We start from the raw sequence: 13065 nt of genomic DNA on the forward strand, positions 1-13065 counted from the left end.
GGGAATTGTCGGGACGTTCGCGGGTTGAGCCCCACATCGCGCAAAGCTCTGAGTGAAGGAGAACAGCCGTGCTATCGCTACACTCGAAGATCGTTCCGTTCGACGGGACGGTGACAATCATTTTTTCGGATGCAATCATCGCGTCCAGCACCCAAGCCAAGATGCTCTGCGTCAATGGGGAAGGCGATGTCTTCTACGTCCCGTTCGAAGATGTCTATTTCGACTTCCTGACGGCCATGGAGCGAACAGTCTACCGTGTCGGCTGGGGTGCAGCTCACTTCTGGCGTGTGTCAGCCTGTGGCGCCGCCGCACAGGACTTCATGTGGGCCTACTTGGATCCTGAACCTGGGGTGGAATTGCTAGCCAACCACGGTGCCTTCAACCCAGAACTTGCTCGGATAGAGGCGATATCGGCGAGGCCACAGCCCACGCCCGCCGACATGCCTATATGATGTGAAGGATTGTAATCATGAACGCCCCAAGAAGCCGCGTGCTCACCTCAGCGCCAGCGCTGCCCACCGATGACGAACTCGTCCTCCATCTCGTCGAGACGAGCGACCTGTCGCCCTTGCAGGCTCAGGAGCTGGTTCGCCGATATGGCCATGACAAGGCAAGGCTGGAGGAACTGGCAAAGACTTGGAAGGCCGAAAGCTGATTTCGGCAGAGCAATTGTTGTCGCGAAAAATCAAGGAACCTCCTCCGAAGTCAGTTGTTACCCACCCATGTCCAGCAATGGAGACCGACATGATGTTGCGACTTTCGAGCACTGCACTGTTACTGGCTCTCACAACTTCGGGACTGTACGCCCAGACGCTCGTCCTTGAGCCAGCCCAGCAGACCATCGTGCGCGAGTATGTCATCGCGCACCCCGTTCAACCTGTTCAACCCCCGCCGGATTTCCAGATCGCCGTGGGTGCTGTCATCCCCGACGTGGTAGAGATTACGCCTCTGGATGCCCCTGATCTTGGCGCGAGCTACAGCTATGTCGTCATCGACAACCAAACCGTGCTGGTAGACCCCGGTACGCGCAAGATCGTTCAAATCATCCAATAGCAGACGGATATAGGGCCCATCCATGTCCGGCTGGGCCCTATATCGTGGGTGCCCAAGCAAATCCTCCTCAACAACCGAAGCATTCTCAGCGCCCGGCCCTGTCTGCGTGCCGTGCCAGCCACTTAGCTGCTTTGGTCTCGTCTTGCTCCATCCATGCGCTGCCTCTGTTCCGTACAGAACCAAGCTGAGACTGCAGCTTCCCGGCAGACCAGGCTTCAACTACGCCTGGGTGGATGTAGCCCTTCCGGCATACAGTTCGGGTATTGCCGAGATGATGTGCTACCTGATCGATTACCTCATTGCAGGCAAGCACTGCCGCCCGTTTGGCTTCTGGAAGAGGTCGTTCGGCAAAGAGCGCCAAAGCCCGAACGGTTCCTCCCCAGGTTCGAAAATCCTTCGATGAAAACTGTTCGCCGGCCGCCTCTCGGATGTAATCATTGACCTCGTCGGAACTGACAGCCGTTCGTGTGCCGCCTTCTTCCTCGACGTATTGAAACAGGCTTTGGCCCGGCAATTCCTGAATTTGCTTGACGACCCGGGCAATTCGTCTGTCGCTCAGCCTCACCAGCCATTCCTTGCCCGACTTGCCCTTGAATGCGAATTTGAGTTTCTCTCCCTCAATCTCGACATGGCGCGTGCGGAGTGTCGTCAGTCCGAAGCTCCCATTGTCACGGGCATAAGTGACGTTGCCGATCCGGATCATCGCGTTGTCCAGTAGCCAGACGACCGCGGCGAGGACCTTGTCACGCGGAAGGCCGCGTTTTCCCAGATCCCTGTGAACGCGTCGTCTCAAACGTGGGAGAGCCTTGGCGAAATCGCCGAGGCTGGCAAACTTTGCCTGATCACGGGTCTCTGACCATTTAGGATGATATCTGTATTGCTTGCGACCACGCAGATCGCGGCCTGTGGCCTGTATGTGACCTGTCGAATCCCGACAAATCCACACGTCGGTCCAGGCCGGCGGGACCGCTATGGCATCGATTCGATCGATATCGCCGGCATTTGTCAGCCTTTGTCCGTTGGCGGTCACGTAGCGGAAATGCTTGCCGGAGCGGCGACGTGCAAGGCCAAGCTCTCCGTCATTCACGTATCGCAACGAGGCGGCAGTCGCCGTGATCTTCGGGAGTTGGCGATGATTGTCCACTGTCGTAAATGACCTCACGGCCGGCATTCGCCGGCCGCCCTATCCTCATTTCTGCGGCACCCTCTAGGCAGCCCGAGCCGACGGTGGGGTCTTGTTGATCGCAGTTACTGCCAGGCTTGTCAGCTTGTTGTTAGTTGCCTTCTCCTGGTCGAGAATCTCACTGAGAAGGGTGTGCGCCTCTTCGTGGCCGAGGTCCTTGGCCCACTCGCGCAGCGAACCGTATCGCGATATTTCATAGTGCTCGACTGCCTGGCAGGCGGCCAGCAGCCCAGCATCGAGCGCTGTGCCCGAGGCTTCCTTCATCAATCCGTCGGCCTCCTTGATCAGGCCCTCGATCGCATCGCACTTCGTGCCCGTCGCCTTTTTGCCGATGGATTTGAAGACCTGCTCGAGCTTCTTGATTTGCCCCTTGGTCTCTTCAAGGTGGTCCTCTGCCGCCTTCTTCAGCTTGGCATCCTTGGCGGCGTTGGCCACTTTTGGTAGCGCTTTGGTGATCGCATTCTCGGCGAAGTACATGTCCTCGAGCGTGTGCTCGAAAATCTCAGCCAACGTCTTCATCTGCGGGGTCCTCCTGCCAGGATTGGCACGGAGGGAATGGATCAAAGGGGAGATGGTTCCCTCAGGCAAAAGCCAATCGACTGCTGAACCTTCAGCCCGCAGCCGCGTTCAATGTTCGCTACGGATCGTGTCAACCGGACCTGACGGTACGATGAACAGAAGGTCTTTTTCCCGGTTTCTCCTCCTGGCCAACGAACAGGCAGACGAGCATCTACCCCGTCCGATCCGTAGCGCTTTTTTTCCGAGCCCCGGAACGACCGAGGCTCCCACGGCGTTCGAAAAACACAACCAAGGGGAAGTCGTATGTTGCGTTTCGTTGCCTTACTGCTCTTCGGCTACTGTAGCTATCGCATCGGCCGTGAGTTCATTGACAGCATACCGGACGATTTCGAGCTCGTTGCCGAACCGCGGGGCCTCCTGGCTTCGCCGGAGCGACAAAGACACGATGCTCACATGGCGCGGAAGGATCGGATAGCGCGAAGGAAGCGCGCTGCCCACAGCTGATACTGTCGATCACAATTTCCGTCGCCTGCAACCCGAGCCCACCGAACGTCATTTCGATAGCAAGGTGCATGGGAGGCTTCAATGAACAGCCAACATACGTTCCATACCATTCCTTGCAGGCAAGGCTGGCGCGTCAAGGAGGGCGGAGAAATCCTTTCTACTCATCCCACGCAGAAGGAGGGATGGGACGCAGCGGTCAAGGCAAGCCGTTTGACCCTCGCTCAAGGCAAGCGATGCAGGGCAATCCTTCATCGTCTGGACGGTTCCATCCGCGAGGAGCGCGTGTACGGCCGAACTCTTCCGTGACAGGGCCCTCAGATGTCGGCCTGTCGCCTCGCGATCACAATCACGCCTTGCCCGGAACGGATCGCCGTCTGAGGTGTTTGTCGAACTTACCGACAAAGGAGGCAGACATGCCGCGCGGCGACAAAGACAAATACACCGACAAACAGAAACGCAAGGCCGAGCATATCGAGGATAGCTACACGGACCGTGGTGTGTCCGAAGACGAGGCCGAAATGCGGGCGTGGGCGACGGTCAACAAAGACTCCGGCGGCGGCAACAAGTCGGGATCGGGCCGCGGAAAGCTAGACACCAATGTGTCCGCAAAGAAAGGTGGTCAATTGGGGGGAGAGGCATCTGGCCGACGCTCGGCGGCCGCCCGCTCGGCTTCGGCCAAGAAGGCCGCCGCTACCAGAAAGCGCCGAGAGGCCCATTGAACATCTGGAGGTAGGCCATGTCGGCGCGATCCGAAGCGACGAAGCAACAAACGATCCAACGGAAAGTTCAATCGGACGACAAATCGAAGATGGAGATCGAGGCTCCGCCGATGCAAGCCGGGGCACGGCTCTACCCGGTTCCTCCATTCCCGAAGCAACAACTGTCTAAACCGGGCCATGAAAGCCTGGTGGAACCTGCTCCCCTCTACGACGCTCCTTACTACAAGGGCTCGGAGAAGCTGGCCGGCAAGGTGGCGCTCATCACCGGGGGGGATTCCGGCATTGGGCGAGCCGTAGCTGTTCTCTTCGCTCGCGAGGGCGCCGATGTCGCTATCAGCTATCTGAGTGAGCACCAGGATGCAGAGCGCACCAGGCAGGAAGTGGAGGCCGAGGGGCAAAAGTGCTTGCTGCTACCCGGCAACATCGCCGACAGAGACGTGTCGCGCAAGGCGGTCAGGGAAACCGTCAGGGAGCTCGGCCGGCTCGACATTCTCGTCAACAACGCCGCGTTCCAGATTCATTCCAGTGACTTCGCCGACCTGACCGAAGAGCATTTCGACACGACGATCAAGACCAACCTATACGGCTATTTCCACATGAGCCAGGCGGCGATCGAACACATGCCGCCGGGTTCGGCGATCATCAACACAGGGTCGGTGACAGGCATTCGCGGCAGCAAGGAACTTGTCGACTATTCAATGACGAAGGGTGGCATACATGCCTTTACCAGGGCGCTTGCCGCCAACTTGGTGGACAAGGGCATCCGGGTAAATGCCGTGGCACCGGGACCGGTCTGGACACCGCTCAATCCGTCCGACAAGGAGCCTCAGGATGTCTCGACCTTCGGGGCGAAAACACCGATGAAGCGGCCCGCGCAGCCCGAAGAGATCGCACCCGCATATGTGTTCCTCGCATCACCCCACTGTTCCAGCTACATCACCGGGGAGATCCTGCCGGTAATTGGCGGATACTGAAGCCACATGGGATCGAATGGGGCTTCCAGCCGTTTGCCGAAGGCGAGACGGAGGGTCCGATCATGATCAAACATCATAGCGACAAGCCTGGCGAGGCAGTTGCGCTCATCGACCGCTAAAGGGAAATCTAAGCTGGACGCAATTGCCCCTTGAAGGAGCAAACCGCCAGTTGAGTGCTCTTACCTGGCGCCGGCGACCGCGGTGCCGATTTCCTTCAGGATGCGGAAACGCGCTTCAGAGGGAGATTTCTTTCACGAGCGGTCTCAGCAAGATCCTGCTCCAAGGCTGAAGAGGCTGAAGGCCCATCGAGTTGGTGAGCTTACCAATGGGCCTTCATCACGAGGGGCGACCGAGAGACCAGCCCCCAGGATATCGCAACGCGGGTTGCGGGTTTTCGTTCCCGAGAAGACGCTGCATTGCTGCGGCCTTCGTCGGAACCCAACGGTTAATGCCGAGTTACGGTCTGAAGGAGGCGATCAGTCGGAGGTCGTCGGAGATGCGACATGACCGTCGAAGAAGTTCTTTACATCATGGTTATCTTGGCCGCCCTAGGTACTATCATCTGGCAGATGAGCTGAAAAACCGGGGAGCGCTTGACATGCAGGCTGTATCTTGCCGTAGGTGCCGCCGGCGGGCTTTTTTTGCCGACTGACTTCTAGGCAAACGATCAGCGGAACAAGCACCGAGCTATGCCAAGCTTGTTCCCGTATAGCGGCTCTGCACGGCATGTGCGATCGCGTCGCGACTCTCCCCCGGCTCCAGTTTCTCGTTGCGTTCGATAGCGTGGGCCTCGGCGGCGAGTTCCTTGTCCTTGACCTGATCGCGGAACCATTTCGAATAGTCCCCGCTCCTGAGGTGGTGTTCCCAGGTCGCGTCGTCGATACCTTCGGCGATATGCAGGAACATCATCAGGTTCTGGGCTTTCAATCGGAGCGCACCATCGACACCGCGGAAATAGAAGCTGCTGTCTCCAAGATCGCCTTCTGCATACTTGCGTTTGTGCCGCGTTCTCGCCTGTTTTGGCCTGTCTACCTTAATCTTCCGCACCGGCTGTTCGGTGGTGCGATTCCAGAACAGGATTTCTTGCTGAGCTGGTTCGTCTGACCACTTTGGAGGATCGATGCCGACAGCCTCGGAACATGTGGCAAGGATCTGGCTGGCATCCGCCCCAAGCGCCATGACCGTTTCAACTTTTTGCAGCACGTCCTTCGAGATCAGATTGGGGTGCACCGTCACCAGTACGGTTGCCGGAAGGTCCTTGGGCAAGGCAAAGGAGTTTCCAACTCGCGCCGCCGGCATAAGATGATGCGCCTCATCGATTACGAGCCAGTGCGGGCGACCTTTTCGCGCCCTGAGCGAGCCAAGCTCCGGAAGAAGCTTGGCGAAATAGTCCGGCCTCTCGTCGGTCTTGAGGCCAAGCATGTTGACAGCGACGTTGGTCGCAGGACTATCGAGCAGGTCCATGACCTCGCGAATGCTAGGTGGCGCATTAGCGTCGCCCACAACCACGACATTGTCGAGATGACTGTAATCGCCTTCGGGATCGAGTACGCAGAATTGGTAGCCCTTCTCGACGAAGCGCTCCGTCAACAGCGTTGCCAGCGTGGACTTACCGATTCCGGACGTTCCCGAAATAAGGCTGCCGCCGCCATAGGGTGAAATGACAGCCGGCACCCCGGCCCGATCGGCACCGACGTGTATCCGCTGCCTCGAGCAGGTCATGAGCTCGGCATCTTTTTCGAGGATCTTGGCGGCAAGTTCCGCGACACCAGCCCCCCGGGCTGCTCGTGTCGTGGCATCCGCTGTTTCCTTCAGAGTCGGCAAGGCGTTGGCGACAGCGACACCGTAACCGACAGCTTGCAAGAAGGCGTGGTCGTTCTCCGCATCTCCGATCCCGACGACATTGTGCGCGGAAAGGCCTAGTTCCTCCAGTGCAGCGGCAAGGCCGCTCGCCTTGTTCACTCCGCTGGGCAGCACCATCACCGCACCCTTGTTGAAGATGATCTTGAGCTCGAGGCCAAGTTTGCGGATTTCGTCCAGGACGATAGCCTCGTTTGGGACCAGGGTGGCTACGATGGTCTGCCCGACATATAGCGGTACGACCTCTCTTTCTCGCAGCCTGGAGACGAATGCCGCCGATGGCGCTGGAGCCAACGACCGCGCTTTACGAGTTGCCGGGTCGTAGAGCAAAGCCCCGTTCTCGGCGACAATCCTGTCGAAAATCTCGTGCTCGGGAAAGACGCGTTGCAAATCGGGCAGCTCCCGCCCGGTTACGAGCAGCAGCTTGCGCCCGGATTCCTTCAGTTTGCCCATAGCCTCAAGCGTATCTGCAGACACGCAGCCATGATCGGCAAGGGTTTCGTCATAGTCGGTGGCCAGTGCCAATGCATACATCGGATCACATACTCGTTTCAGGATGTGGGTTAACCACCCAGCCACCTGTTCGTTCCCTGCCCTCCGCGTGGAAACTCCATGGAAAAATCTGGAACCATCGCCGTTCGGAGGGATTTTCCCAAGGGCGGCGTGTGAATGAACGACGACAGGAAAACCAATGAAAATTGCCCAGGTTGCGCCGCTCTACGAGAGCGTGCCTCCCCGGCTATACGGCGGAACGGAACGGATCATCAGCTACCTGAGCGATGGCCTCGTTGATCTCGGACATCAGGTGACGCTTTTTGCCAGCGCCGAATCCGAGACGCGTGCCGAGTTGGTGGCGACGCGAGATTGCGCCTTGCGCCTCGATCCCTCGTTCCCGGTTTCGGCAATCGCGGCGCATCTGTCTGCGCTGCATGAAGTCCGCCGCCGCGCTGGGGACTTCGACATCATCCACTTCCATCTCAGCCATTTTCTCCACTTCCCGTTCTTTGAGGACATGGCATGGAAGACGGTTACCACCCCGCATGGCCGTCTCGACTATCGGGATCTTCCAAGCGCCTACAAGCACTGGCCCCGGTTCCCATTGATTTCCATCTCGGACCGTCAGCGATATCCTCTCGCTGACGCGAACTGGCTCGCCACGGTCCAGCATGGTCTGCCATCACGAGCACCGGGCTCTGTCGAATGGGCCGGCTCAGGCAAGTACCTGGCGTTCCTGGGGCGGCTGTCGCGCGACAAGCGTCCTGATCGGGCTATCGAGATCGCGATCCGAAGTGGTTATCCGCTCAAGATCGCGGCAAAAATCGGCGATGACGACCGAAGCTACTTTCGAGACAAGATTGAGCCGCTGATCGACGGCTCCAGCGTGGAGTTCGTCGGGGAGATCGATGAAAGCCAGAAGGACGAATTCCTGGGCAACGCCACAGCTCTGCTGTTCCCGATAGACTGGCCGGAACCCTTTGGATTGGCCGTAATCGAAGCCATGTCGGTGGGTACGCCAGTTGTCGCCTGGGACAATGGCGCGATGCCGGAGATCGTGGACGAGAACCTCACCGGAGCTATAGTCGATAGCATCGAAGCCGCCGTGGAAGCGGTTCATCGTGTTGCCAAACTGGACCGTTCGACGGTCCGTGCCACGTTCCAACGCCGCTTCACGGCCGAACGCATGGCGCGAGACTATGCCAACGCATACGCGCAACTCCTCGCCCTGCATGACCGATCCGGGAATTGAAAACATGGCCCAGCTCGACGAACGCCATCTCGACCCCGCGGTAGCCCTTGCCACCCTCGACGATACGCCCCCGAGGGCTCCACATCGACAGTTTGCCCTGAAAGACGGAGATTGCTTTGTCGTCACCAACGACCGTGGCGATATCCAAGGCCGCGGCGACGGCTTCTTTCGCGACGATACCCGCGTTCTGTCCCTGTTTCGCTTGACGGTCGGAGGCCGCGAGCCCTCGCTCCTGGGAGCATCCCTCAGCCAGGACAACATCATTTTCACGGCAAATCTGACCAACATGCCGATGGAGCACGTGCCCCAGGGCGTAATCCACATCGAGCGCTCGCGCTTGCTGTGGCAGGATCGGATGTATGAACGCATCCGGCTGTGGAACTACGGCGAACGGGATATGCAGATGCCCCTGTCGCTCGAATTCGATGCCGATTTTCGTGACATGTTCGAAGTCCGCGGCAGCACGAGACCCAAACGCGGCAAGACATTTGCAAGCGAGACATCGGCTGGTCACGTGTTGCTCAAATATGAAGGTCTGGACACCCTGGTCCGGCAGTCGGTGATCTCGTTCTCCGAACAACCGGTCCAGCTGAGCGCCGGAAGCGCCGAGTTCCGCATTGCTCTCCCCCGCCATGACGGCTTTTCCTTGTTCATCGAAGTTGGCACCAGCAACGTCGAACGGCCGAGCCGCGAACGCTATCGGTCGGCTGCTGCACATGCTCGATGGCGGATGCGTGCCAAGCGTCGGCACGGCGCGACACTTCATAGTTCGGGCCGGGTCTTCAACGACTGGATGTCTCGCGCTCGCGCCGACATCGCTCTTTTGACGACCGAACTGCAGACGGGTCCTTATCCTTACGCCGGCATCCCCTGGTTCTCGACCGCATTTGGTAGGGACGGTGTCATCTCGGCCCTCCAGATGCTGTGGCTCAATCCGGGCCTCGCCAAGGGCGTTCTCGCATTCCTTGCTCTGCATCAGGCGACCGAGACCCTAGCGTTCAGCGATTCCCAGCCCGGAAAGATTATGCATGAAACCCGCAAAGGCGAGATGGCGGCACTCCGAGAGCTGCCGTTCGGCCGCTATTATGGTGGCGTGGACACCACTCCACTCTACATCTACCTCGCGAGCGCCTATGCGAAGCGTACAGGCGACATGGCCTTCATCGAGCAGCTCTGGCCATCACTTCGGGCGGCGGCCGGCTGGATGGATGCCATGCAGGCACAGCATCCCAAAGGTCTCGTTGCCTACAAGAGAGCCTCCGAGACCGGACTGTCCAACCAGGGATGGAAGGACAGTTCCGATGCGATCTTCCACGCCGATGGCAGTATTCCCAAGGGACCGATCGCGCTGGTGGAGGTCCAGGGATATGTCTTTGCAGCCTATCGCGGCCTGGCCCAGTTGGCCGCCCGGCGTGGAGAAAGCGATCTGGCGAAGAACTGGGAAGACAACGCCGAGCGAATGCGTGCCTCCGTCGAGCGCGTCTTCTGGATGGAAGACCGCGGCTACTATGCCATAGCCATTGACGGCGAGGGTCGTCCCTGCAAGGTGCGTGCCTCCAATGCCGGGCACCTGCTTTACGTCGGTCTGCCGTCAAAGGACCGTGCCCGGCAGCTGTCCGAGGCCCTGCAGACAGCGGCGTTCCAAACCGGGTGGGGCGTTCGAACGCTCGCAGACGACGAGACCCCATTCAACCCGATGTCCTATCACAATGGTTCGATATGGCCGCACGATACCGCGATCTGCGGCGCGGGCATGGCGCAATACGGTGAACGCGACAGCGTGGTCAGACTGATGAGCGGTACCTTCGAGTCCGCCGTGCACTTCAACATGCGGCTGCCGGAACTGTTCTGCGGATTCACGCGGTCACCTGGCGAAGCACCGGTCGCTTATCCCGTCGCGTGCCTTCCCCAGGCATGGTCTTCGGGCTCGGCATTCATGCTCATGCAGGCGTGTCTGGGTCTGGAAGTCGACGGCTTCGAAAGCGAAATCCGGGTAAGCCGTCCAAGATTGCCAATCGGCATAGATACTCTGACCATCCGACGATTGAGAGTCGGCAATGTCGAAGTGGACGTGCATTTCCAGCGCGTTGGCGACCGCGTTGCGTGCTTCCTCGATGCCAGGGACGAAGGACGAGCGCCTCTCGTCGTCCGCAGTTGATCAAATCCAACTCCTGGGAGGAACTGATCCTCCGGGGATGAGTTGAGGTTCGGGTCAGGCACATGGTCGGCCCGATCTTCCTTTCATCCACTGAGGGCCAGCGGGCATGACCGACACAGCATTCTTGACCCTGGCCGGACTTGCCGCCGTGACGCTCCTGGTGTCGGCGGTTGCCTTGTGGTTTTCCATTTCAGCCATGCGTCGCGGGCCGGCATCAAAGCATGTGCCGCCGCCGGAACAACCCGCCAACGCCCAACTGCTTCCGGAGTTTGAGCAGAACAGTCGTCCGTCCGAGACCCCGCACATCACCTGGTCGCCCCAGATGATGCGGCAGGTAATCGCCCGCGACCTACCGGAGGCAGAGATCATCCTCGTCTCGAACAGGGAACCCTACATTCACGACCTTAGGGATGGTGAGGTCGAGATGCTGGTTCCGGCCAGTGGGCTGGTGTCTGCCCTGGAGCCTGTCATGCGGGCCTGTGCTGGCACCTGGATCGCCCACGGTGGCGGCAGTGCTGATCATCTGGTCGTCGACGAGCATGACCGCATCGACGTTCCTCCAGGGAGACCTGCCTACACTCTCAGCCGTGTCTGGCTCAGCGAGGAAGAACAGAATGGCTATTATCTGGGTTTCGCCAACGATGGACTTTGGCCGCTCTGCCACATTGCTTTTACCCGACCGGTGTTCCGGGCAAGCGACTGGGAGGCATACAAGGCAGTGAACCAGAAGTTCGCAGATCGCGTCGTCAAGGAAGCACGTACCTCTGACCCCGTCGTTCTGGTTCAGGATTATCACTTCGCGCTCTTGCCCCGGATGGTGCGCGAGAAACTTCCCGATGCCACCATCATCACCTTCTGGCACATCCCTTGGCCGAATTCGGAAGTGTTCAGCATCTGTCCCTGGCGCGAACAGATCCTCGACGGACTGCTCGGCAGCTCGGTCGTCGGGTTCCATATCCAATTCCACTGCAACAACTTCACCGAGAGCGTCGATCGCTTCCTGGAAAGCCGCATTGAACGCGAGCATTCATCGATATCGTATGGCGCTCAGACGACGCTGGTTCACCCCTATCCAATCTCGATCGAGTGGCCTCCCACAGTCCTTGAAAACCAGCCGTCAGTTCAGGATTGCCGCGACAGGCTAACTGATCGCTTCAATCTTCCGGCAGGCACGAGGCTGCTGGTCGGTGTGGAGCGACTGGATTACACCAAGGGCATCATCGACCGATTCCTAGCACTGGAGCAGCTATTCCTTCGGCACCCGGAATGGCTTGGCAAACTGGTTTTCGTCCAGATTGCAGCTCCGAGCCGGGGGACCCTGCCTGCCTACAAGCACTTGCACGACGAGTGCCGTGCCTTTGTCGAGGCGTTCAACGAACGGTTCGGGCACCAGCAATACCAGCCGATCCTGCTGCTCGACCAACACCACAACCAGGGCGACATCTACAGTGCCTATCGCGCTGCTGACGCGTGCGTCGTCAGCAGCCTCCATGACGGGATGAACCTTGTAGCCAAGGAATTCGTCGCCTCGCGGGATGATGAGCAAGGTGTGCTGATCCTCAGCACGTTCGCCGGCGCATCGCGCGAGTTGCTCGATGCCCTGATCGTCAATCCATTCGATCCCACGGCGATGGGCGACGCGATGCTGCGGGCCATCACCATGTCTGCGGACGAACAGCGCGACCGAATGATCCGCCTGCGCGATGTCGTCCGCACCAATAACGTCTATCGCTGGGCTGGCACCATGCTTCAGGACGCAGCCCGACTGCGTCTGCGTCAACGCGCTATGGATGCCGACGGGGGAAGCATGACCGCCACGCCCTCCAACAAGCTGACCCCGGCGCTCCTGCAAAGGCTTTTCCGCAAACCCAAGAGCTTGCGCCAGACATTGGAGCGGCGGAACTACCCAAGGGCATCAGCGGCGCGGCGAGGTGCCTCTAAGCCATCTGCTGGACCACAAGGGTCAACACCCCGTCCTCGGTAACGCCGGCAGCAACCACCTGGCTTGGATCAAGCCCGATGGACGCAAGCGTTATGACTGCTTGCCTCGTTTCCCCGATGATACCCTGCATCTTCTTCAGATCGCCGGCGGCAGTTTCATTGACGATCGTCTCCACCTCCTGTTTGGCGGGCGGATTCAACGTCTCGAATGGGATGACGATCACGTCGCTGTACACCTCGTCCGGGTCAAGCTGCGGAGATGCAAGGTCCGGCGGAATTGTCTGCGGAAGTGTTTCCTGAGCGATGGCCAAGCCACAGAACATGCCTGCAGCCAGGAAGAATGGAAGCAAGACCTTCATCATACTGGCCTCCTCTACACGCCCGGTCCTCTCACGGGCTCTCAAAGG

General features: G+C 59.3%; 13 protein-coding genes. 9 read left to right on the plus strand and 4 right to left on the minus strand.

Annotation, left to right across the window (positions count from 1 at the left end):
• Positions 1–68 precede the first annotated feature (68 nt).
• The 3 genes from B015_RS31820 to B015_RS0128305 all read left to right on the plus strand — a co-directional run bounded on the left by B015_RS31820 (position 69) and on the right by B015_RS0128305 (position 1053).
• Positions 69–452, plus strand: coding sequence for a DUF427 domain-containing protein (locus B015_RS31820; RefSeq protein WP_051092021.1), 384 nt, complete (start codon positions 69–71; stop codon positions 450–452).
• A 17-nt stretch (positions 453–469) separates the two neighbouring features.
• Entirely contained in the window at positions 470–655 is a 186-nt protein-coding gene (locus B015_RS31825) for a hypothetical protein (protein WP_018431143.1), read from the plus strand.
• 89 nt (positions 656–744) lie between these two features.
• The gene (locus tag B015_RS0128305; RefSeq protein ID WP_026227843.1) at positions 745–1053 is read left to right on the plus strand and encodes a DUF1236 domain-containing protein; all 309 of its coding nucleotides are present in this window, start codon (positions 745–747) and stop codon (positions 1051–1053) included.
• An 85-nt stretch (positions 1054–1138) separates the two neighbouring features.
• Here the strand turns inward: B015_RS0128305 and B015_RS0128310 are convergent, their stop codons facing one another.
• Together B015_RS0128310 and B015_RS0128315 are read right to left on the minus strand one after the other, a co-directional pair.
• Entirely contained in the window at positions 1139–2197 is a 1059-nt protein-coding gene (locus tag B015_RS0128310) for a DNA topoisomerase IB (protein ID WP_245262435.1), read from the minus strand.
• Between the two features lie 63 nt (positions 2198–2260).
• On the minus strand, positions 2261–2755 hold the full coding sequence (locus B015_RS0128315; protein ID WP_018431146.1) for a DUF892 family protein: 495 nt from the start codon (positions 2753–2755) through the stop codon (positions 2261–2263).
• Positions 2756–3340: 585 nt separating this feature from the next.
• On the opposite strand from B015_RS0128315, the gene B015_RS32865 reads away from it, so the two are divergent.
• The 3 genes from B015_RS32865 (at position 3341) to B015_RS0128330 (ending at position 4952) form a co-directional block, all read left to right on the plus strand.
• Positions 3341–3565 carry a DUF2188 domain-containing protein gene (locus B015_RS32865; RefSeq protein ID WP_081623595.1) on the plus strand — a complete coding sequence of 75 codons (225 nt, stop codon included), beginning with the start codon at positions 3341–3343 and terminating at the stop codon, positions 3563–3565.
• 107 nt (positions 3566–3672) lie between these two features.
• A complete protein-coding gene (locus tag B015_RS0128325) occupies positions 3673–3978 on the plus strand; it encodes a hypothetical protein (RefSeq protein ID WP_018431148.1) in 306 nt (101 codons plus the stop codon).
• A gap of 17 nt (positions 3979–3995) precedes the next feature.
• Positions 3996–4952 (plus strand): SDR family oxidoreductase, encoded by a 957-nt coding sequence (locus tag B015_RS0128330; RefSeq protein WP_018431149.1) that lies wholly within the window; start codon positions 3996–3998, stop codon positions 4950–4952.
• Between the two features lie 687 nt (positions 4953–5639).
• On the opposite strand, the gene B015_RS0128335 is transcribed toward B015_RS0128330, so the two are convergent.
• Complete coding sequence (locus tag B015_RS0128335; protein ID WP_018431150.1) at positions 5640–7346, minus strand: HAD-IIB family hydrolase; 1707 nt, start codon at positions 7344–7346, stop codon at positions 5640–5642.
• A 157-nt stretch (positions 7347–7503) separates the two neighbouring features.
• Here B015_RS0128335 and B015_RS0128340 point away from each other — a divergent pair, with 157 nt between their 5' ends.
• The 3 genes from B015_RS0128340 to B015_RS0128350 all read left to right on the plus strand — a co-directional run bounded on the left by B015_RS0128340 (position 7504) and on the right by B015_RS0128350 (position 12701).
• Positions 7504–8559 carry a glycosyltransferase family 4 protein gene (locus B015_RS0128340; protein ID WP_018431151.1) on the plus strand — a complete coding sequence of 352 codons (1056 nt, stop codon included), beginning with the start codon at positions 7504–7506 and terminating at the stop codon, positions 8557–8559.
• 4 nt (positions 8560–8563) lie between these two features.
• The gene (locus tag B015_RS0128345; RefSeq protein WP_018431152.1) at positions 8564–10717 is read left to right on the plus strand and encodes an amylo-alpha-1,6-glucosidase; all 2154 of its coding nucleotides are present in this window, start codon (positions 8564–8566) and stop codon (positions 10715–10717) included.
• A 106-nt stretch (positions 10718–10823) separates the two neighbouring features.
• The gene (locus tag B015_RS0128350) at positions 10824–12701 is read left to right on the plus strand and encodes a trehalose-6-phosphate synthase (protein WP_018431153.1); all 1878 of its coding nucleotides are present in this window, start codon (positions 10824–10826) and stop codon (positions 12699–12701) included.
• Here the strand turns inward: B015_RS0128350 and B015_RS31830 are convergent.
• Positions 12655–13020 (minus strand): hypothetical protein, encoded by a 366-nt coding sequence (locus B015_RS31830; RefSeq protein ID WP_157632950.1) that lies wholly within the window; start codon positions 13018–13020, stop codon positions 12655–12657. The genes B015_RS0128350 and B015_RS31830 overlap by 47 nt on opposite strands.
• Between the last annotated feature and the right edge of the window lie 45 nt (positions 13021–13065).

This window comes from Hoeflea sp. 108 (assembly GCF_000372965.1).
Lineage (GTDB): Bacteria > Pseudomonadota > Alphaproteobacteria > Rhizobiales > Rhizobiaceae > Aminobacter.